Source organism: Acidovorax sp. KPB24-07 (assembly GCF_057543315.1).
The window spans coordinates 16,971-36,549 of record NZ_BAAJYS010000016.1 but is presented as its reverse complement, the minus strand read 5'-3'; the positions used below and the strand labels follow the sequence as shown (position 1 = coordinate 36,549).

The following is a 19,579-nucleotide window of genomic DNA, read 5'->3' as shown; positions in this document are numbered from 1 at the left end:
CGCCAGTCCGGCCGCGAACTGGCCCGTGTCGCCCGACAGGCCGGAGGGCGTATCGACGCACAGCACCGGCGCCGGTGTGGCATGCAGTTGGGCCAGCAGTTGCTGCATGCGTGGGTCAGCCGCGCGGGATTTGCCGCTGCCCGCCAGGCCGATGCCCAGCAGCGCGTCCACGCACACGTCATCGGGCCCCATGCCCGGCGGCGGGCCATCGGAAAAAACGACACCCGCGGCCGCGGCACGCCGATAGGACGCGAGCGCATCGGGTGGCACCGTGTCCGGCCGGCCCAGCCAGGTCACCGTGGCGATGCGCCCCGCCCGGTGCAGTTGGAACGCCGCTTCCAGGCCGTCCCCGCCGTTGTTGCCCGCACCGCAGACCACCCATGCGTTGCGAGCGTGCGGGGCGATGGCCTGGGCCAGCCGGGCCACCGCCCAACCGGCCCGCTGCATCAGGGTGTGCGGGGGGCATTGCGCTGCCAGGGCCTGTTCGATCCGGCGCGTGGCCTGTGTATCGAACAGGGGATGGGGCTGATCGGCCGTGATCCGGCGAAGGGCGGGCTGCGGCGCTGTTGCTGCGGGCGGCTCGGAGCGCATGGCGTCGGATCCGGCTCAGAAGCGGCGCAGCGCGAAGTGCTGCAGATCCACCTCGGGCGCGCGCTGGGCCATCAGGTCGGCCAGGGCCCGAGCGCTGCCACTGGCGAGCGCATAGCCGCAGCCGCCATGGCCGGCGTTGACCCACACCCCCGGCAGGCCGCTCGGACCCACGACCGGGGCACCGTCCGGCAGGGTGGGGCGGGCACCACGCCACACCTGCACCTGGCCGGATGAAACCTGCACCCCGCCGGGAAACCAGCCGGAGATGGCCTGGTACAGCGTTTGCAGCGTGGGCGCATGGTGCGCGCCATCGGCCCGGCCGAGCTCGGCGCCGCCCGCAATGCGCACGCGTTGGCCCTGGCGCGTGATCGTCACCCGGTGGAGCGGGTCCACGACCGATCCTTGCGGGGCATGGGAGTCTTCGCGCACCGGGGCGCTGATCGAGTAGCCGTGGAGCGCGGCCATCGGTAGCTCGGCACCCAAGGGACGCAACAGCGCCGCCGCCGCCACGCCGGCGCAGACGACGACGGCATCGAACCGGCGCGGCAGCGTCTCGCCGGCGATCCGCAGACCCGCGGGCGACGCATCCAGCCCGGTGACCTGGGCATTGAAATGGAACTGCGCCCCGCGCTCCTGCGCGGCATAGCGCAGCATCTGGGCGAAGAGGCGGCAGTTGCCGGACTCGCCATCGGGAATGTGCAGGGCGCCGATCAGGGGGCTGTCGTGGGACAGGCCTGGCTCGATCTGGCGGGCGGTCTCGGCATCCACGTCGTGGATGACCATGCCCGCGTCCCGCAGCAGTTGCAGGGCCGGCTGCAGGTGCGCCAGGTCTTCGACCGTGCGCAGCAGGACCAGCGCGCCGCGGCCGGTTTCCGCGTCCACCTGCAGCTGCTCCGACACCCACCGCATGCGCGCCTGGCTGTAACGGCCCAGTTGCTCCAGTGCGGAAAGGGCCATCGGAAGGGCCGGCGAGCGGCCAGCCTTGCGCCAACGCCAGAGCCATCGCAGCTCGGAAGCCGTTACCCCTTTCGCGAGCCGCACCGCCGCATGGCGTCCCCACAGCCGGGTGCTTTGCGGGCCGCCGATGCCGGGGGCCGCCAGGGGAATGAGAAGGGCAGGTGACGACAGGCCGGCATTGGCGAAGCTCGATTCCTCCGCCGCGGCGCTGCGTTGTTCGAAAACCGAAACCTCGTGGCCGTCGCACGTCAGTTCGTAAGCAGTGGTGACGCCGACGATCCCGGCGCCCACGATGGCGATGTGCATTTGGTTTCTGAGCTCTTTCAGGCACCGGCGCTAATGGACACTGCGCTGGCTGCTACTGTTTTTGTGTTTTCCAAGGGCCTGTTTCCAGGCGGGCCCTGCCGGCGCCGGCCGCTCCAATGGCGCAAGGGTCCGTTTGGGCTCGGTCAATCTGCCATGCTAGAATCTTTGGGTTTTGCTGGTGGCTGCGCAGTGCGTGGCCGACAACCTGGCAAGACAAATCGCAAACCAGCCCTTTCAAGGTGCTGCCTTCTTCTTGCAAGCCGGCAGTTATTGGGGCTGGATTTTAGACCCAACCTTCGGAGAAATTCTCATGTCCGTCACCATGCGCGAAATGCTGGAAGCCGGTGTCCACTTCGGTCACCAAACCCGTTTCTGGAACCCCAAGATGGCCCCGTACATCTTCGGCCATCGCAACAAGATCCACATCATCAACCTGGAAAAGTCGCTCCCGCTCTTCCAGGACGCCCAAAAGTTCGCCAAGCAGCTCACCGCCAACCGCGGCACCATCCTGATGGTCGGCACGAAGCGCCAGGCCCGCGAAATCCTCGCCACCGAAGCGCAGCGCGCCGGTGTGCCCTATGTCGACCAGCGCTGGCTGGGCGGCATGCTGACCAACTTCAAGACGGTCAAGACCTCCATCAAGCGCCTGAAGGACATGAAGGCCCAGCAAGAAGGCGGCCTGGACGCCATGAGCAAGAAGGAACAGCTCACCTTCACCCGCGAAATGGAAAAGCTGGAAAAGGACATCGGCGGCATCCAGGAAATGAATGCACTGCCCGATGCCATTTTCATCATCGACGTGGGCTTCCACAAGATCGCCGTGGCTGAAGCCAAGAAGCTGGGCATTCCGCTGATCGGCGTGGTGGACTCCAACCACTCCCCCGAAGGCATCGACTATGTGATCCCCGGCAACGACGACTCGGCCAAGGCCGTGGCCCTGTATGCCCGCGGTATCGCCGACGCGATCATCGAAGGCCGTGCCAATGCCGTGAACGACGTGGTCAAGGCCGTGGCTGCCGAAGGCTCTGACGAATTCGTGGAAGTGGAAGAAACCGCTGCCTGATTCCCGGCCGCGCGACCTGTCGCGAATGAAAGCGGGGCTCCTGGTTAGCCCCCTTTTTTTTAGCCCGAATGCTGTAACGAACTGAACTGAGACTGGAGAAAAAGATGGCTGCAATTACCGCAAGCATGGTCGCCGAACTGCGCGCAAAGACCGATGCCCCCATGATGGAATGCAAGAAGGCCCTGACGGAAGCCGAAGGCGACCTGGCCAAGGCGGAAGAGCTGCTGCGCGTGAAGCTGGGAACCAAGGCCGGCAAGGCCGCTGCCCGCATCACCGCGGAAGGCGTGGTCGCCAGCTACATTGACGGCACGACCGGCGGGCTGATCGAAGTGAACAGCGAAACCGACTTCGTGAGCAAGAACGACAGCTTCCTCGCGCTGGCCAAGGCCGCTGCCGAACTGGTGGCCAAGCACAATCCCGCCAACGTGGAAGCCCTGGGTGCCCTGCCATACAGCCAGGACGGCTTTGGCCCCACCCTGGAAGAAGTGCGCAAGGGCCTGATCGGCAAGATCGGCGAGAACATGTCGTTCCGCCGCTTCAAGCACTTCTCCGGCAACAAGCTGGCCTCCTACCTGCACGGCACCCGCATCGGCGTGGTGGTCGAGTTCGAAGGCGACGAAACCGCTGCCAAGGACGTGGCCATGCACATCGCTGCCATGAAGCCCGTCGCGCTGACCAGCGCCGACGTGCCTGCCGACCTGATCGAGAAGGAACGCTCGGTTGCCGCTGCCAAGGCCGCGGAAGACAAGGCCAAGGCGGAAGCCGAGGGCAAGGCCGTGCAGTCCGACGAAATCGTCAGCAAGCGCATTGAAGGCGGCGTGCAGAAGTACCTCAAGGAAGTGTCCCTGTTCGACCAGGTCTTCGTGAAGGCCGCCGACGGCAAGCAGTCCGTGGGCCAGATGCTCAAGGGCGCCAACACCACGGTCAAGGCGTTCACCCTGTACGTGGTCGGCGAAGGCATCGAGAAGAAGGTGGACGACTTCGCTGCCGAAGTGGCCGCCCAGGTGGCAGCCGCCAAGTCTGCCGCTTGATCGCAGACCCCATCGCCACCTCACCCGCCATTCCATTGCCCCACGGAGAAGTCCCCATGTCCATCGCTGCACCAGCCCACAAGCGCATTTTGCTCAAGTTGTCTGGCGAGGCGCTCATGGGGGACGATGCCTTCGGCATCAACCGTGCCACCATCGTCCGGATGGTGGAGGAGATCGCTGAGGTCACCCGCATGGGTGTGCAGGTGGCCGTGGTGATCGGTGGTGGAAACATCTTCCGCGGCGTGGCCGGCGGCTCGGTCGGCATGGACCGCGCCACCGCTGATTACATGGGCATGCTGGCCACGGTCATGAACGCGCTGGCACTGGCCGACGCCATGGACAAGCAGGGACTGACTGCGCGTGTGATGTCGGCGATCGCCATCGAGCAGGTCGTCGAGCCCTACGTGCGCCCCAAGGCCCTGCAATACCTGGAAGAGGGCAAGGTGGTGGTGTTCGCCGCCGGTACTGGCAATCCCTTCTTCACCACCGACACCGCGGCAGCGCTGCGGGGTGCCGAAATCGGTGCCGAGGTGGTTTTGAAGGCGACCAAGGTGGACGGTGTGTACACCGCTGATCCCAAGAAGGACCCAACGGCGACCCGCTACACCAAGCTCACGTTCGACGAGGCCATGTCGCGCAATCTGGGAATTCTGGATGCGACGGCGTTTGCCCTGTGCCGTGACCAGAAGTTGCCGATCCGCGTGTTTTCCATCATCAAGCACGGCGCGCTCAAGCGCGTGGTCATGGGTGAGGACGAAGGCACGCTGGTGTACGCTTGAGCGTTGGGCGCGCTCCGGCGCGCCTGGCTTCATGCTGAGGAGAAAAACATGACCATTGCCGATATCAAGAAGAATGCAGAAACCAAGATGGACCAATCCATCGTGGCGTTCAAGAACAATCTGTCCAAGATCCGCACCGGCCGCGCCAATCCGGCGCTGCTCGATTCCGTGCAGGTCGAGTACTACGGCTCGTTCGTGCCGTTGTCGCAAGTGGCGAACGTGGCCCTGATCGACTCGCGCACCATCAGCGTCCAGCCCTGGGAAAAAGGCATGGGTGCCAAGATCGAGAAAGCCATCCGCGAAAGCGATCTGGGCCTGAACCCCGCTTCCATGGGCGACCTGATCCGCGTGCCCATGCCTCCCATGAGCGAAGAGCGCCGCAAGGAAATGACCAAGCTCGCGCGCAACGAAGGCGAGAGCGCCAAGATCGCCGTGCGCAATCTGCGCCGTGACGCCAACGAAGCCGTCAAGAAGCTGGTCAAGGACAAGCTGGCCTCCGAAGACGACCAGAAGCGTTCGGAAACCGAGATCCAGAAGGTCACCGACAAGCACATCGCCGAAGTCGATGCGCTGGTGTCCGGCAAGGAACAGGAAATCATGGCGGTCTGATCCCCGGTTCCGGGAATCGATCGTTGCCCTGCATGTCCGCCTCTTCGGTCATTCCGCACCACGTTGCCATCGTCATGGATGGCAATGGCCGCTGGGCCACGCGCCGTTTCCTGCCGCGGCTGGCGGGGCACAAGCAGGGCGTGGAGTCTCTCAAACGCTGCGCGCAGGCCTGCGTGGAGCGGGGCGTGGCCGTTCTGACGGTGTTCGCTTTCTCTTCGGAGAACTGGAACCGGCCTGCCGATGAGGTCTCGGGACTCATGGACTTGCTGGCCAAGGCGCTGTCCCGGGAAGTCCCCCAACTGCAAAAAGACGGAGTGCGCCTGCATTTCGTGGGCGAGAAAGCCGGGCTGTCGGAGAAGGTGCGGGCGGGCCTGCGCCAGGCCGAGCTGGACACCGCGCACAATACCCGCCTGGTCCTGAACGTCTGCTTCAACTACGGCGGCCGTTGGGACATCGCGCAGGCCGCTGCGGCCGTCGCGGCGCGGGGCGAGCCCATCACCGAGGCCAGCCTGCATGCGGCCATGGGCCTGGCGCACGTGCCGGATCCGGACCTGGTGATCCGCACGGGTGGAGAAATGCGCATCAGCAATTTCCTGCTGTGGCAGTCTGCCTATTCCGAGTTCTACTTCAGTGACCGGCTTTGGCCGGACTTCGACGGCAAGGCCCTGGATGAGGCCATTGCCGCCTTCAATGCCCGAGAGCGCCGTTTCGGCAAGACATCCGAGCAAATATTGGCGTCGTCACCTGCCTCGCTGCAGGTCTGAAAGGGCTTTTCCATGCTTCGACAGCGCGTCATCACTGCCATCGTCCTGCTGGCCATTTTGCTGCCTGCGCTTTTTTACCCGTCTCCGTGGCCCTTTGCCACGGTCATCCTGGTCTTGATGGCCGCGGGTGCCTGGGAGTGGGGTCGGCTTCAAGGGCTGGGCTCTGGCGCGGCCGTGGGGGTGGGGGCCGCTTGCGTCGCGCTTTGCGCGGCGAGCTGGTCAATGGGCTGGCTGCAGCAACCGCTGGCCTGGCTGTGGACCCTGGGTGGCGCCGCTTGGGTGCTTGTCGGCGCCTGGATGCTGCGCGCGGGTGTCCAGGGCTGGCCCCAGGTTCCCAAGGCCGTGCGGCTGGTCGGCGGCGTGTTCGTGCTGTGGCTGGCGTGGCTGGCCGCGGTGCAGGCGCGCATGGCGGGCATCAATTTTCTGATGTCGATCCTGGTTCTTGTCTGGGTGGCAGACATCTTTGCGTATTTCGCAGGCCGGGCCTTCGGCCTGCGCTTCACCAAGAACAAGCTGGCCCCCTCGATCAGCCCCGGCAAGAGCTGGGAAGGCGTGTGGGGCGGCATGGCCGGTGTGGTGGTTCTGGCGGTGGCCTGGGTGGTCGCCGACGCGTCCGCCAGTGCATCGGTCGCGAGTTTCTATACCCACCTGTTCGCGCGCGGCTGGTGGCTGCTGTTGCTGGGTGCCGTGTTCATGGCGGCCATGAGCGTGGTGGGCGACCTGACCGAGTCCCTCGTCAAGCGCAGCATCGGCGCCAAGGACAGCAGCGGTTTGTTGCCGGGCCACGGCGGCGTGCTCGATCGCGTGGATGCGCTGTTGCCCACCTTGCCGCTGGCCATGATGTTGACCCACTTCGCTTCCGCATGAAACAACGCATCACGGTCCTGGGATCCACGGGGTCCATCGGTACCAACACCCTGGATGTGGTGGCACGCCATCCCGAGCGCTACGAGGTGTTCGCCCTGAGCGCTGCCACGCAGGTCGACGCCCTGCTGGCGCAATGTGTCCGTTTCCAGCCCCGCTTCGCCGTGATGGCCAGCGCGCCGCATGCGCGCCTGCTGGAGGAGCGGCTCGCGGCGCATGGTCTGGCAACGCGGGTCTTGCAGAGCCCGGACGCGCTGGACACCATTGCCTCCCACGAAGAGGTGGACGTGGTGATGGCCGCCATCGTCGGCGCTGCGGGCCTGGGCCCCTGCCTTGCGGCGGCACGGGCCGGCAAGCGCCTGCTGCTCGCCAACAAGGAGGCGCTGGTGGTGGGCGGTGAGGTCTTCATGTCCGCCGTCCGGGAGGGCGGGGCCATGCTGCTGCCGATCGACAGCGAGCATTCGGCGATCTTCCAGTGCCTGCCCGAAGACCCGCAGACCTGGGCCCGCCGCGTGGACCACATTCTGCTCACCGCATCCGGCGGGCCATTTCGCACCCGGGCGCCGGCCACGCTGCGCGATGTCACGCCGGAGCAGGCCTGCGCCCATCCCAATTTCTCGATGGGGCGAAAGATCTCGGTCGATTCGGCCACCATGATGAACAAGGCCCTGGAGGTCATCGAGGCGCGCTGGCTCTTCGATCTGGCGCCGGAGCAGATCAAGGTGGTGATCCATCCGCAGCAGATCATCCATTCCATGGTCCAGTTCGTGGATGCATCGGTGCTGGCGCAACTGGGAACGCCGGACATGCGCGTTCCGATCGCCTGCGGGCTGGCCTGGCCGGAGCGCATCGAGAGCGGAACGCCGCGGCTGGATTTTTCCACCCTGTCCGCGCTCACCTTCGAGGAGGCCGATGCCACCCGCTTCCCGGGGCTGCACCTGTCCTGGCAGGCGCTGCGCGCGCAAAGCGGCACCACGGCGGTGCTCAATGCCGCCAACGAGGTGGCCGTGGCCTCGTTCCTGGAGCGCCGCATCCGTTTCGATCAGATTCATCGGCTGAACCTTGCAACTCTGGAGGCGGTGACACCCTCCAACCCCGAATCGCTCGGGGCCCTGCTGGCGCTGGATGCCGAAGCACGGTCCGTCGCTCTGCGCAGTGCGCAGCGGCTGGCCGCCTGAGCCATCGCCTCCGGGCAGAAAGACACCATGTTGCTGACCGTCATTGCCTTCATCGTCGCGCTGGGCGTGCTCATCGCCGTCCATGAATACGGCCACTACCGCGTAGCGGTCGCCTGCGGCGTGAAGGTGCTTCGTTTTTCGGTGGGTTTCGGCAAGCCCCTGCTGCGCTGGCAGCCCAAGGGATCACCCACGGAATTCGTCATCGGCGCGTTTCCCCTGGGCGGGTATGTGCGCATGCTGGACGAGCGCGAGGCTCCCGTCGATGCCCATGAGCGCCACCTGTCGTTCAATGCCAAGCCGTTGCGATCCCGCGCTGCGATCGTGGCGGCGGGTCCGGCGGCCAATCTGCTGCTCGCCGTGCTGCTGTACGCCGCAGTGAACTGGATGGGCGTGGAGGAGCCGAAGGCGGTTCTCGCCAGCCCCGTGCCCGGGTCCGTGGCCCAGAAAGCCGGCCTGCAAGGCGGCGAGCTCGTGCTGGAAGCGGCTCTCGGCAACGAAGAATCCGAGCCGGTGCGATCCTTCGAGGACCTGCGCTGGCTCCTGACCCGCGGTGCGCTCGACGGCACCGACGTCCGCCTGCAGGTGCAGCCGTCGCCCGGGGCGCCGCAGCGCCAGATGGTGCTGGAACTCGCGCAATTCGATGCGCGGGAGGCGGATGCGCAGCTCTTTCGCAAGATCGGCATCGTGGGTCCGTGGACGCGGCCCGTGCTCGGCGAGGTGGTCCAGGGAGGGGCGGCGCAACGCGCTGGATTGCGGCAGGGGGATTTGGTCGTCAGGCTCGGTGCGACGAATGTGGTGGATGGCCAGCAGTTGCGGGAGCTCATCCGTGCATCGGTCAGTGGCGGGGTGGTCGTATCCCAGCCGTGGCGCATCGAACGCGGCGGCCAGACCTTGACGCTGGATGTGCTGCCGGACTTGCACAGCGAGCCTTCCGGCCCGGTCGGACGCGTGGGAGCGTTCGTGGGCGCTCAGCCAGAGTTCGTGACCGTGCGGCACGGGCCGCTCGAAGGATTGTGGAACGGAGTGGTGCGCACCTGGGAGGTGTCGGCCCTGACCCTGCGCATGATGGGGCGCATGGTGATCGGCGAAGCCTCGCTCAAGAACCTCAGCGGCCCGCTCACCATCGCCGATTACGCGGGCCGTTCGGCCAGCATGGGGCTCACGCAGTACCTGGTGTTTCTGGCCCTCATCAGCGTGAGTCTGGGTGTGCTGAACCTGCTTCCGCTGCCGGTTTTGGACGGTGGGCACCTGATGTATTATCTTTGGGAAGGCGTGACCGGCAAGGGCGTGTCCGACGCCTGGATGGAGCGATTGCAGCGCGGCGGCGTGGCGGTGCTTCTCCTGATGATGTCCATCGCCCTGTTCAACGATATCACCCGGCTTTTTGGCTAACCTTTTTGCCGCGCGCGTTCACCGCGCGGTACCAGTTCACTCATGAAAAAACAATTCAATCGCTTGGGCGTGCGCAAGGCTTGTGCCGTGGCCGCCATGGTTTTTGCTGCCAATGCGGCATGGGCCCTGGAGCCGTTCAAGGTGCAGGATATCCGGGTGGAGGGTTTGCAGCGCGTCGAGCCGGGCACGATCTTCGCATCGATGCCGCTGCGGGTGGGTGACGACTACAACGACGAGAAGGGCGCTGCGGCGATCCGTGCGCTGTTCGCGCTGGGCCTGTTCAAGGACGTGCGCCTGGAGGCCAGCGGCAACGTGCTCGTGGTGGTCGTGGAAGAGCGTCCCACCATCGCCGACGTGGACTTCGCCGGTGCCCGCGAATTCGACAAGGACACGCTCAAGAAAGCCATGCGCGATGTGGGCCTGACCGAAGGCCGGCCTTTCGACAAGGCGCTGGCCGACCGCGCGGAGCAGGAGCTCAAGCGCCAGTACATCAACAAGAGCCTGTACGGCGCCGAGGTCGTGACCACGGTCACCCCCATCGAGCGCAACCGCGTCAACCTCACGTTCACCGTGACCGAAGGCGAGCCCGCGCGCATCAAGGAAATCCACCTGGTGGGCAACAAGGCCTTCAGCGAATCGACGCTCAAAGGGCTGTTCGACCAGGACACGGGCGGCTGGCTCAGCTGGTACACCAAGTCGGACCGCTATTCCCGCACCAAGCTGAACGCCGATCTGGAAACCCTGCGTTCCTACTATCTGGCGCGCGGCTACCTCGAGTTTCGCATCGACTCCACGCAGGTGGCCATCTCCCCGGACAAGCAGGACATCACGATCACCGTCAACGTAACCGAAGGCCAGCGCTACGTGGTCTCCGGCGTGAAGATCGAAGGCAATTACCTGGACCGCGACGACGAGTTCAAGTCGCTGATCACCATCCAGCCCGGCGAGCCCTACAACGCCGACAAGGTGGCCGAAACCACCAAGGCATTCACCGACTACTTCGGCAATTTCGGCTTCGCGTTCGCGCGTGTCGAAGCGGTGCCCGAAGTGGACCGCGAGAACAACCGCGTGGCCCTGGTGCTGCGCGCCGAGCCGGCCCGCCGTGCCTACGTGCGCCGCATCAACGTGAGCGGCAACAACCGCACGCGCGACGAAGTGATCCGCCGCGAGTTCCGCCAGTACGAAGCCTCCTGGTACGACGGCGACAAGATCAAGCTGTCCCGTGACCGCGTAGACCGCCTGGGCTTCTTCACCGAAGTCAATGTGGAAACGCAGGAAGTGCCGGGCTCGGCCGACCAGGTGGACCTGGTGGTGAACGTGGCCGAAAAGCCCACCGGATCGCTGCAGCTGGGCGCGGGCTTCTCGAGTGCGGAAAAGGTCTCGCTGTCGTTCAGCATCAAGCAGGAGAACGTGTTCGGTTCGGGCAACTACCTCGGGGTGGACGTCAACACCAGCAAGTACCGCCGCACGCTGGTGTTCAGCACCACCAACCCGTACTTCACGAGAGACGGCATCTCGCGCACGCTCGATCTTTACTACCGCACCGACAAGCCGTACGAGGACCAGGGCGGCAACTACGAGCTGATCACCGCTGGTACCAGCGTGCGTTTCGGCATCCCCTTCAGCGAAACCGATACCGTGTTCTTCGGGGGCGGCCTCGAACAGACGCGGATCAAGCTGGGCACCAACATTCCCGCCGCGTACCTGTCGTATGCCACGACCTACGGCTCCAGCAGCACCGCGATTCCGCTCACGATCGGCTGGTCGCGCGATGACCGCGACAGCGCCTTGGCACCCAATTCGGGCCGCTACCAGCGCCTGAACACCGAATGGTCGGTGGCCGGCGATGCGCGCTATGTCCGCGGCAATTACCAGTTCCAGCAGTATGTGCCGCTGAACAAGAAGTTCACCATGGCCTTCAACAGCGAGTTCGGCTGGGGCAAGGGCATGAACGGTCGGCCGTTCCCGGTGTTCAAGAACTACTACTCGGGCGGCCTGGGCTCCGTGCGCGGTTTCGACCAGGGCACGCTGGGTCCACGCGACGTGACGGGTGCGTCGCTGGGCGGACCGAAGAAGGTCACGCTCAATGCCGAGTTGATCGCACCGTTCCCAGGTGCGGGCAACGACCGCACGCTGCGCGTGTTCACTTTCGTGGATGCGGGCAACGTGTATGGCGAAGATGAAAAGGTCACCCTCAGCGACATGCGTGTCTCTGCCGGCCTGGGCCTGAGCTGGATTTCTCCGCTCGGTCCGCTTCGCCTCGCTTTTGCGCAACCGGTGCGCAAGTTCGCCGGCGATAGAATCCAGAAACTGCAATTCCAGATCGGAACGTCTTTCTAATGAAATCTCTCTCCCGCCATATTCCCCTCGTTCTCTTGCTGGGCACGCTCGGTGCAGCCGTGCCTGCACAGGCGCAGGAGTTCAAGGCCGGCTTCGTCAACACCGACCGCATCTTCCGCGAGGCCAGCACCGCCAAGGCGGCCCAGGCCAAGCTGGAGCAGGAGTTCTCCCGTCGTGAGAAGGACCTCGTGGAGCAGGGCAACAGCCTGAAGTCCGCCACCGAGAAGTTCGAGCGCGAAGCGCCCACGATGGCCGAGAGCCAGCGCACGGCCCGCCAGCGCCAGCTGGTCGACCAGGACCGCGACTTCCAGCGCAAGCGCCGCGAGTTCCAGGAAGACCTGGGCGCCCGCAAGAACGAAGAGCTGGGCCAGGTGCTGGAACGCGCCAACAAGGTCGTCAAGCAGGTCGCCGAGGCCGAGAAGTACGACGTGATCCTTCAGGAAGCCGTCTACATCAACCCCAAGCACGACATCACCGACAAAGTGATCAAGGCACTGAATGCCGCTGCTGCCACGCCCGCCAAGTGATGGCCGTCGGCTGACGGGGCGCGCGGCGTGAGCCTCTCTCTGGGGCAGATCGTCGATGCGCTGGGCGGCACGCTGGAGGGGGGCGAGAGGGACGGAGAGATCCACCGCATCGCTCCCCTGGAGTCTGCAGGTCCCGGTGACCTGGCTTTTTTAAGCCATCCGCGCTACCAGCAGCAACTGGCCGCCTCCCGGGCGGCCTGTGTCATTGTGGCGCCATCGATGCGCGAGGCCGGGCTGGCCCGGGGGCCGTGCATCGTCGCGGACGAGCCGTACGTGTATTTCGCGCGTGCCACGCAGCTGTGGAAGCGCGCGCACGCCGTGGCGGTGCCGCAGGGCATCCATCCCAGCGCGGTGGTGGACCCGGACGCCACGGTGCATCCCACGGCCTTCATCGGCCCGCTGTGCGTGGTGGAGCGCGGTGCGCGCGTGGGCGCGGGCACGGTGCTCAAATCGCGGGTGACGCTGGGCGAGGACTGCCACATCGGCGATCGCTGCATCGTGCATGCCGGCGTGGTGATCGGGGCCGACGGCTTCGGCTTCGCTCCGCAGGGCGGCGAGTGGATCAAGATCGAGCAGCTGGGGGCCGTGCACATCGGCAACGACGTCGAGATCGGCGCCAACACCTGCATCGACCGCGGCGCACTGGAACACACGGTCATCGAAGATGGCGTGAAGCTCGACAACCTCATCCAGATCGGCCACAACGTGCGCATCGGCCGGCATTCCGCCATGGCGGGGTGCGTAGGGGTGGCGGGCAGCGCGACCATCGGCGCGCATTGCACGGTGGGGGGCGGAGGCATCGTGCTGGGGCATCTCGAACTGGCCGACCACGTGCACGTGTCGGCGGCCACGGTGGTCACGCGATCGCTGACCCGGCCGGGTCAATACACCGGCATGTTCCCCATCGACGAAAATGCGAAGTGGGAAAAAAACGCGGCCACGCTCAAGCAGCTTCACAGCCTGCGCGAACGGATCAAGGCCCTCGAACAAACTCGAAAAGTCGGTTAGACCGCATCTTCCAATGATGGATATCCACCAAATTCTCAAGCTCTTGCCGCACCGCTATCCGTTTCTGCTGGTGGACCGCGTGGTCGAACTCGAAAGGGGCAAGCGCATCCAGGCGCTCAAGAACGTCACGATCAACGAGCCTTTCTTCACGGGGCATTTCCCGAGCCGGCCCGTGATGCCCGGCGTGCTCATGCTCGAGGCCCTGGCGCAGGCCGCGGGCCTGCTGTCGTTCGACATGATGGGCGAGGCGCCCGGCGACGACAAGGTGTTCTATTTCGTCGGCATCGACGGTGCGCGTTTCAAGCGCCCCGTGGAGCCGGGCGACCAGCTCATCCTGGAAGTGGATCTGGACCGTATCAAGGGCGGCATCTACAAGTTCAAGGGCCTGGCACGCGTGGGCGACAGCGTGGCCTGCGAGGCCGAGATCATGTGCACCATGCGCACCGTGGGCTGACGCTGCGAGGGCAGGGCGGCACGTGACCAGCAGCATCCACTCCACAGCCATCGTCGACCCCGCAGCGCGGATCGACGCCTCCGCGGCCATCGGCCCCTATGCGGTGATCGGCCCGCACGTGACGATCGGTGCGCGCACCTCGGTGGGCGCGCACTGCGTCATCGAAGGGCGCACCACGATCGGCGAAGACAACCGGATCTTCCAGTTCGCCTCCCTGGGCGCCGCGCCGCAGGACAAGAAGTACGCCGGCGAGCCCACCGAGCTGCGCATCGGCGACCGCAACACGATCCGCGAGTTCTGCACGTTCAACACCGGCACGGCGCAGGACCGGGGCGTGACCACGATCGGCAACGACAACTGGGTGATGGCCTATGTGCACATCGCCCACGACTGCGTGGTCGGCCACCACACCGTTCTGGCCAACAACGCCACGCTGGCCGGCCATGTGCACGTGGGTGACCACGCCATCATCGGCGGCCTCACGGGCGTGCACCAGTTCACCAAGGTGGGCGCGCATGTCATGGCGGGGTTCGCCAGCCACATCTCGCAGGACGTGCCCCCCTTCATGATGGTGGACGGCAACCCGCTGTCCGTGCGCGGGTTGAACCTCGAAGGCTTGCGCCGGCGCGGGTTCTCGGCCGACCGGCTTGCCGCGATCAAGCAGGCGCACCGCCTGCTGTATCGCCAGGGCCTCACGCTGGACGCGGCGCGGCAGGCGATCGCCGAACTGCCTGCGGTCCACAGCGAGGCCGCGCCCGACATCGCGCTGCTGCTGGATTTCATCGCCAACTCTTCGCGCGGCATCGCGCGCTGACCGCGATGGCGCCTTCCCTCCAACCGGCACCGCGCATCGCGATGGTGGCAGGCGAAACCTCTGGCGATCTGCTCGCGGGCCTGCTGCTCGACGGCCTGCAGGCACAGTGGCCTGGCGTGGTGGGGCAGGGCATCGGCGGGCCGCAGATGCAGCGGCGGGGCTTCACGGCCTGGTGGCCCAGCGAGCGCCTGGCCGTGCACGGCTACAGCGTCGAGCTGCTGCGCCGGCTCTGGGGCATCGTGCAGATCCGCAAGCAATTGCGGCGGCGGCTGCTCGCGGACCCGCCGCAGGTCTTCATCGGCGTGGATGCGCCCGATTTCAACCTGGGACTCGAATCCGACCTGCGTGCGGCCGGCATCAAGACGGTGCACTTCGTGTGCCCTTCGATCTGGGCCTGGCGTGCGGAGCGCATCGACAAAATCAAGCGCAGCGCCGACCACGTGCTGTGCATCTTCCCGTTCGAGCCCGCGCTCCTGGCCCGCCACGGCATTGCGGCCACTTACGTCGGCCATCCGCTGGCCAATGTGATTCCCATGCAGCCGGACCGCGAGGCGGCGCGTGCCCGGCTTGGGCTGGTCCGCGGCGACGAGGTGTTGGCCATCCTGCCGGGCAGCCGTTCGGCCGAGGTGGACTACATCGCCACGCCGTTCCTGCGGGCGGCTGCCTTGCTGCGCCAGGCGCGCCCGGCGCTGCGCATGGTCATCCCGGCTGTGCCGGCGCTGCGTGAGCGCATCGAGCAGGTGGTGCGCGAATGCGGCATGGCCGAGGCCGTGCAGGTCGTCGAAGGCCAGTCGCACACCGTGCTGGCGGCCTGCGACTGCACGCTGATCGCCAGCGGCACGGCCACCCTGGAGGCGGCCCTGTTCAAGCGGCCCATGGTGATCGGCTACCACATGCACCCCATCAGCTGGCGCCTCATGCGGCGCAAGCAGCTGCAGCCGTGGGTGGGTCTGCCCAACATCCTTTGTGGCGAATTCGTCGTGCCCGAGCTGATCCAGGACGCCGCCACCCCCGAGGCGCTGGCCGCGGCCGTGACGCAGTGGCTCGACGCGCCTACGCAATCTCCCGACACGCTGGCGGCGCTGGAGCAGCGCTTTACCGCGCTGCACGAAACCCTGCGCCGCGACACCCCCCGATTGGCCGCCGATGCGATCCAGAAAATCCTTGCCGCCTGAGCAGGCGGCCTTACCGTGGCACCCCCCGGGCCTGGTGGCCGGGGTGGACGAAGCCGGGCGCGGGCCGCTGGCCGGCCCAGTGGTGGCCGCCGCCGTGATCCTTGACGATCAGAATCCGATCGCCGGGTTGGCCGATTCCAAGACATTGACCGCTGCGCGCCGCGAAGCGCTGTACGACGAGATCCGCGCCAAGGCCCTGTGCTGCGCGGTGGCCGAGGCCAGCGTGCAAGAGATCGACACCATCAACATCCTGCAGGCGACCATGCTGGCCATGCAGCGCGCGGTGCAGGGGCTGCGCCTGAAGCCCGTGCGTGTGCTGGTGGATGGCAACCGGCTGCCCGTGCTGGAAGTGCCCGCGGACGCCATCGTCAAGGGCGATGCGCTGGTGCAGGCCATTTCTGCGGCCTCGATCCTGGCCAAGGTCACGCGCGACCGCTGGTGCGCGCAATTGCACCTGGAATATCCCCAATACGGCTTTGCCGGCCACAAGGGATATGGGACGGCCGAGCACATGGCGGCACTGCAGCAGCATGGCGCTTGCCCGCACCACCGCCGCTCGTTTTCGCCCGTGGCCGCGGCCCTCGTGCGGGGCAACGCGGCGGTGCTCCCGCTGCCTGCGGTGCCTACCGTGGATGGGGCGCACGCGTTGCCAGCGCCGCAGGGCCTGGTGCAGGCGGAATGGCAGCCGGCATGACCTCGGACAACGTCACCTTCGTTCAGTCGCGCGACAACGCGTTCGTCAAGGACCTGCGGCGCCTGGCGCAGGACAGCAGCGCTTACCGCAAGCAGGGCCGGGTATGGCTGGAAGGCGACCACCTGTGCCGTGCGGCGCTGGCCCGGGGTCTGCAGCCGACGGTGGCCGTGTATGCGGAGTCTTTTTGGCCTGAAGCGCAAGAAAGCTACCGGCATGCTGCTATCAAAAACATAGTTATTGCCGATCCACTTTGGGCGGACGTCAGCGGCCTCGAATCCCCGGCGCGCATGGGCTTCGTGCTGGAGATGCCTGCAGCCGCCGCGTTGGTGCCCGGCGTTTCCACCGTGGTGCTCGACCGCCTGCAGGACGCCGGCAATGTGGGGTCCATCCTGCGCAGTGCATCGGCATTCGGTTTCGGACAGATCGCGGCCATCAAGGGCACGGCGGCGCTGTGGAGCGCCAAGGTGCTGCGGGCCGGCATGGGGGCCCACTTCGGCCTGCGGCTGGTGGAGGGGCTCGATGCGACGGACATCGATGCGCTCGGCCTGCCCCTGCTGGCGACCAGTTCGCACGGCGGCGAACTCCTGCACCGGGCGCAACTGCCCTGGCCTTGCGGCTGGGTCATGGGGCATGAAGGGCAGGGCGTGTCACCGGCGTTGCAGGAGCGCGCGAGCCGCCTGATCCGCATTGCCCAGCCGGGCGGGGAAGAATCGTTGAATGTGGGTGCGGCGGCCGCGATCTGCCTGCATGCGAGCGCTGCGGCGGCGGAGATGGGCCGCACCTGAAGGCTCGGCCCGCAGGCTTTCAGCGATGCGGGCAGACCTTGGTCAGGGCGGTCAGAGAGGGCGGTAAGCGCATCGCAGCGCCGACCCTGCGGTTCGCGGCAAGGCCGCCCTGAGGGAGGGCCACCCGCCAGGGTCGTCAGGCCATTGCTTCTTCACCCGCCATCAGCTCTTCCTTGCGGGCTTCGAGCGTTTCGCGCATGGCCACGAGGTCGAGCTTGCGGGCGGCACGTGCCTTCGGAAAGATCTCGTTGCGCTCTTCCTTCACGTGGTGGTCGATGTACTCGCCCAGCACGGTCACCTTGGCATCGAACATTTCATCGGCGGCGCTGGCGGCCTCGATCTGCGCGATCAGGTCCTTGGCACTGGCGTGCTCCACTTCGGCTTCGGCGAGGAGGTCGGTGTCCTTGATGGCATCGCGCAGGGCAGGGTAGAAGATCTCTTCTTCGATCTGCGCATGCACGGCCAACTCGCGGCAGATCTGGCGCGCCAGTTCGAACCGCTGGGTGGCTGCCGCCTTGGAGCGGGACTCCATCAGCGATTCGTATTCCTTGAACATTTTCTTGACGGCGCGATGGTCCGCATCGAGCAGGGAGCAGGCGTCTCGGGGTGCACGGGTGGTGGTCATGGGATTTCCTTGTCGATGGTGTGTGGGGAAGGCCATGCTGCACGGGTGGTCTACCCCCTGCCGTAGGACGCCAAGCCACGGGCCTGCGCGGGTTCGCCTTCGGCCGACAGGCCGTTGGGACAGGGCCATGGGCCCCATCGATCATTGGATTGGCTGCGGGGATCGTGCTGGCAACGCACGTTGGTCGCCGCCGCTCAGCCGCTGGATGCCGGGATGCTGTGCAGCGCCGGCATACGCAATGCAAGTCCCAAAAGAAAAACCCCTGACTCTTGCGAATCAGGGGTTTCCATTTGGTGCCGGAGAGATGAATCGAACACCCGACCTTCTCATTACGAATGGAAAGTTGTGGCCTCATTTTGCTGGTGATTGTTGGCTATGATGCCTTAATTGGCACATTTTTGGCACAGTCAGCAGCGAGTAGCGATTTCAATGGCAGCAATCAACAAGCGTGGCCCGTACCAGTGGCGGGCGCAGATCCGTAGGCATGGCTTTCCCCCTTTGAGCAAGACCTTCACGACCAAGGCGGAAGCCGAGGCCTGGGCGAAGATGAACGAGTCGGAAATGGCGCGTGGCGTCTGGGTCAGCAGGGGTGAGGCCGAGGCCACAACGCTTCACGAAGCTCTGGAGCGCTACGAGGAGGAGGTGACGCCAGGGAAGAAGAGCGCAGCCGGCGAGAAGTCGTTCTTGCGCATTTGGCGGGCCACCACGATGGCCAAGCGGCCGCTGGCGTCGATCCGCAGCGCGGACGTGGCCAAGCTACGCGATGTGTGGCTCAAGGAGTACCAGCCGGCCACGGTGCTACGGCGCTTGGCTGTGTTGTCCCACGTCTTTACCATCGCGCGCAAGGAGTGGGGGATGGAAAGTTTGTCCAATCCGGTCGAGCTGGTGCGAAAGCCGCAGCCGGACAATGCCCGTACTCGCCGCATTGCCTTGGAGGTGCCAAAGGCTAATCCTCTGCAACCGGCTGATGAGCCGGCTCCGCGCAGCGCCAGCGAAGGGGAGTTGGAGCGCGTCGTTGCGGCAAGTGGCTCGGTGATGCTGCCTGCGATCATCAAGCTGGCCGTCGAAACGGCCATGCGACGCAGTGAAATCGTGGGGTTGCGATGGGAGCACATTGATCTGGATCGTCGGGTAGCACATCTGCCCTCAACCAAGAACGGCAGCTCGCGCGACGTGCCGTTGTCTTCTCGTGCAATCCAAGTTCTCGCCGATTTGAAAGACGACGGGATCGACGCCAAGGAGGACGGGGAAGACCCGGGCGAATCAGGCGCCGACGACGGGGCAGTGTTCAGCATCCGCAGCGATGCCGTTACAAGGGCCTTTGAGCGCGCTGTGACACGTGCCCGCAAGGGCTACCTGCATGAGTGCAAGGAAAAGCGCCAGAAGCCCGATGCGCGGTACCTCACCGATCTGCGTTTCCATGACCTGCGACACGAAGCCACTTCGCGCCTGGCTGAGATTTTTCCGCTGCATGAACTCACCAAGATCACAGGGCACAACGACCCGCGAATGTTGATGCGCTACTACCATCCGCGAGCTGAGGATCTGGCAAAAAGATTGTTCTAAGGGAAGAGGCAAACGTCGCAGTACACTTGATACGTGCTCTGGTCAAGTCATGACTTG

At 65.8% G+C, this 19,579-nt stretch carries 20 protein-coding genes; 17 read left to right on the top strand and 3 right to left on the bottom strand.

Going from position 1 to position 19,579, the window contains the following annotated elements:
* A partial coding sequence (locus AC27IQ_RS04225) for an NAD(P)H-hydrate epimerase (protein WP_487088450.1) occupies positions 1 to 591 on the bottom strand: 591 nt, incomplete at its 3' end.
* 15 nt (positions 592 to 606) lie between these two features.
* Complete coding sequence (locus AC27IQ_RS04220; protein WP_487088448.1) at positions 607 to 1,854, bottom strand: FAD-dependent oxidoreductase; 1,248 nt, start codon at positions 1,852 to 1,854, stop codon at positions 607 to 609.
* Positions 1,855 to 2,164: 310 nt separating this feature from the next.
* On the opposite strand from AC27IQ_RS04220, the gene rpsB reads away from it, so the two are divergent.
* The 16 genes from rpsB to AC27IQ_RS04140 all read left to right on the top strand — a co-directional run bounded on the left by rpsB (position 2,165) and on the right by AC27IQ_RS04140 (position 17,331).
* The gene (gene rpsB, locus AC27IQ_RS04215; RefSeq protein WP_272568482.1) at positions 2,165 to 2,917 is read left to right on the top strand and encodes a 30S ribosomal protein S2; all 753 of its coding nucleotides are present in this window, start codon (positions 2,165 to 2,167) and stop codon (positions 2,915 to 2,917) included.
* Positions 2,918 to 3,021: 104 nt separating this feature from the next.
* Complete coding sequence (tsf, locus tag AC27IQ_RS04210; RefSeq protein ID WP_284398757.1) at positions 3,022 to 3,948, top strand: translation elongation factor Ts; 927 nt, start codon at positions 3,022 to 3,024, stop codon at positions 3,946 to 3,948.
* A 56-nt stretch (positions 3,949 to 4,004) separates the two neighbouring features.
* A complete protein-coding gene (gene pyrH / locus AC27IQ_RS04205; protein ID WP_272568484.1) occupies positions 4,005 to 4,727 on the top strand; it encodes a UMP kinase in 723 nt (240 codons plus the stop codon).
* A 48-nt stretch (positions 4,728 to 4,775) separates the two neighbouring features.
* Positions 4,776 to 5,336: a ribosome recycling factor gene (gene frr / locus AC27IQ_RS04200; protein ID WP_272568485.1), complete on the top strand. Its 561-nt coding sequence runs from the start codon at positions 4,776 to 4,778 to the stop codon at positions 5,334 to 5,336.
* A 32-nt stretch (positions 5,337 to 5,368) separates the two neighbouring features.
* On the top strand, positions 5,369 to 6,100 hold the full coding sequence (uppS, locus tag AC27IQ_RS04195) for a polyprenyl diphosphate synthase (protein ID WP_284431490.1): 732 nt from the start codon (positions 5,369 to 5,371) through the stop codon (positions 6,098 to 6,100).
* A 12-nt stretch (positions 6,101 to 6,112) separates the two neighbouring features.
* Positions 6,113 to 6,967 (top strand): phosphatidate cytidylyltransferase, encoded by an 855-nt coding sequence (locus AC27IQ_RS04190; RefSeq protein ID WP_284431491.1) that lies wholly within the window; start codon positions 6,113 to 6,115, stop codon positions 6,965 to 6,967.
* Positions 6,964 to 8,142: a 1-deoxy-D-xylulose-5-phosphate reductoisomerase gene (gene ispC, locus AC27IQ_RS04185; protein WP_487088444.1), complete on the top strand. Its 1,179-nt coding sequence runs from the start codon at positions 6,964 to 6,966 to the stop codon at positions 8,140 to 8,142. The genes AC27IQ_RS04190 and ispC overlap by 4 nt, the downstream gene beginning before the upstream one ends.
* A gap of 27 nt (positions 8,143 to 8,169) precedes the next feature.
* On the top strand, positions 8,170 to 9,534 hold the full coding sequence (rseP, locus tag AC27IQ_RS04180) for an RIP metalloprotease RseP (RefSeq protein WP_487088442.1): 1,365 nt from the start codon (positions 8,170 to 8,172) through the stop codon (positions 9,532 to 9,534).
* Positions 9,535 to 9,576: 42 nt separating this feature from the next.
* Positions 9,577 to 11,874 carry an outer membrane protein assembly factor BamA gene (gene bamA, locus AC27IQ_RS04175; protein ID WP_272568493.1) on the top strand — a complete coding sequence of 766 codons (2,298 nt, stop codon included), beginning with the start codon at positions 9,577 to 9,579 and terminating at the stop codon, positions 11,872 to 11,874.
* A complete protein-coding gene (locus AC27IQ_RS04170; RefSeq protein ID WP_272568495.1) occupies positions 11,874 to 12,401 on the top strand; it encodes an OmpH/Skp family outer membrane protein in 528 nt (175 codons plus the stop codon). Before bamA ends, AC27IQ_RS04170 begins: the two co-directional genes overlap by 1 nt.
* A 27-nt stretch (positions 12,402 to 12,428) precedes the next feature.
* Positions 12,429 to 13,409, top strand: a complete 981-nt coding sequence (gene lpxD, locus AC27IQ_RS04165) for a UDP-3-O-(3-hydroxymyristoyl)glucosamine N-acyltransferase (RefSeq protein WP_487088439.1) — start codon at positions 12,429 to 12,431, stop codon at positions 13,407 to 13,409.
* Between the two features lie 13 nt (positions 13,410 to 13,422).
* Complete coding sequence (fabZ, locus tag AC27IQ_RS04160) at positions 13,423 to 13,863, top strand: 3-hydroxyacyl-ACP dehydratase FabZ (protein ID WP_092744676.1); 441 nt, start codon at positions 13,423 to 13,425, stop codon at positions 13,861 to 13,863.
* A gap of 22 nt (positions 13,864 to 13,885) precedes the next feature.
* Positions 13,886 to 14,677, top strand: a complete 792-nt coding sequence (gene lpxA / locus AC27IQ_RS04155) for an acyl-ACP--UDP-N-acetylglucosamine O-acyltransferase (protein WP_487088436.1) — start codon at positions 13,886 to 13,888, stop codon at positions 14,675 to 14,677.
* A gap of 5 nt (positions 14,678 to 14,682) precedes the next feature.
* A complete protein-coding gene (gene lpxB, locus AC27IQ_RS04150) occupies positions 14,683 to 15,852 on the top strand; it encodes a lipid-A-disaccharide synthase (protein WP_487088434.1) in 1,170 nt (389 codons plus the stop codon).
* Entirely contained in the window at positions 15,824 to 16,546 is a 723-nt protein-coding gene (gene rnhB, locus AC27IQ_RS04145; RefSeq protein WP_487088432.1) for a ribonuclease HII, read from the top strand. Before lpxB ends, rnhB begins: the two co-directional genes overlap by 29 nt.
* Complete coding sequence (locus AC27IQ_RS04140) at positions 16,543 to 17,331, top strand: TrmH family RNA methyltransferase (protein ID WP_487088430.1); 789 nt, start codon at positions 16,543 to 16,545, stop codon at positions 17,329 to 17,331. Before rnhB ends, AC27IQ_RS04140 begins: the two co-directional genes overlap by 4 nt.
* 136 nt (positions 17,332 to 17,467) lie before the next feature.
* Here the strand turns inward: AC27IQ_RS04140 and AC27IQ_RS04135 are convergent, their stop codons facing one another.
* Positions 17,468 to 17,956 (bottom strand): hemerythrin domain-containing protein, encoded by a 489-nt coding sequence (locus AC27IQ_RS04135; protein ID WP_317358411.1) that lies wholly within the window; start codon positions 17,954 to 17,956, stop codon positions 17,468 to 17,470.
* Between the two features lie 429 nt (positions 17,957 to 18,385).
* Between AC27IQ_RS04135 and AC27IQ_RS04130 the strand changes: the two genes are divergently transcribed.
* Positions 18,386 to 19,522, top strand: coding sequence for a site-specific integrase (locus AC27IQ_RS04130; RefSeq protein WP_487088428.1), 1,137 nt, complete (start codon positions 18,386 to 18,388; stop codon positions 19,520 to 19,522).
* The last annotated feature ends 57 nt before the right edge of the window (positions 19,523 to 19,579 follow it).

Coding starts and splice junctions, on each gene's coding strand:
- pyrH (WP_272568484.1), top strand. CDS start 4,005: ATGTCCATCGCTGCACCAGCCCACAAGCGCATTTTGCTCAAGTTGTCT.
- AC27IQ_RS04135 (WP_317358411.1), bottom strand. CDS start 17,956: ATGACCACCACCCGTGCACCCCGAGACGCCTGCTCCCTGCTCGATGCG.
- rnhB (WP_487088432.1), top strand. CDS start 15,824: ATGCGATCCAGAAAATCCTTGCCGCCTGAGCAGGCGGCCTTACCGTGG.
- ispC (WP_487088444.1), top strand. CDS start 6,964: ATGAAACAACGCATCACGGTCCTGGGATCCACGGGGTCCATCGGTACC.
- tsf (WP_284398757.1), top strand. CDS start 3,022: ATGGCTGCAATTACCGCAAGCATGGTCGCCGAACTGCGCGCAAAGACC.
- uppS (WP_284431490.1), top strand. CDS start 5,369: ATGTCCGCCTCTTCGGTCATTCCGCACCACGTTGCCATCGTCATGGAT.
- rseP (WP_487088442.1), top strand. CDS start 8,170: ATGTTGCTGACCGTCATTGCCTTCATCGTCGCGCTGGGCGTGCTCATC.
- AC27IQ_RS04140 (WP_487088430.1), top strand. CDS start 16,543: ATGACCTCGGACAACGTCACCTTCGTTCAGTCGCGCGACAACGCGTTC.
- AC27IQ_RS04190 (WP_284431491.1), top strand. CDS start 6,113: ATGCTTCGACAGCGCGTCATCACTGCCATCGTCCTGCTGGCCATTTTG.
- AC27IQ_RS04130 (WP_487088428.1), top strand. CDS start 18,386: ATGGCAGCAATCAACAAGCGTGGCCCGTACCAGTGGCGGGCGCAGATC.
- rpsB (WP_272568482.1), top strand. CDS start 2,165: ATGTCCGTCACCATGCGCGAAATGCTGGAAGCCGGTGTCCACTTCGGT.
- fabZ (WP_092744676.1), top strand. CDS start 13,423: ATGATGGATATCCACCAAATTCTCAAGCTCTTGCCGCACCGCTATCCG.
- AC27IQ_RS04220 (WP_487088448.1), bottom strand. CDS start 1,854: ATGCACATCGCCATCGTGGGCGCCGGGATCGTCGGCGTCACCACTGCT.
- lpxB (WP_487088434.1), top strand. CDS start 14,683: ATGGCGCCTTCCCTCCAACCGGCACCGCGCATCGCGATGGTGGCAGGC.
- AC27IQ_RS04170 (WP_272568495.1), top strand. CDS start 11,874: ATGAAATCTCTCTCCCGCCATATTCCCCTCGTTCTCTTGCTGGGCACG.
- frr (WP_272568485.1), top strand. CDS start 4,776: ATGACCATTGCCGATATCAAGAAGAATGCAGAAACCAAGATGGACCAA.
- bamA (WP_272568493.1), top strand. CDS start 9,577: ATGAAAAAACAATTCAATCGCTTGGGCGTGCGCAAGGCTTGTGCCGTG.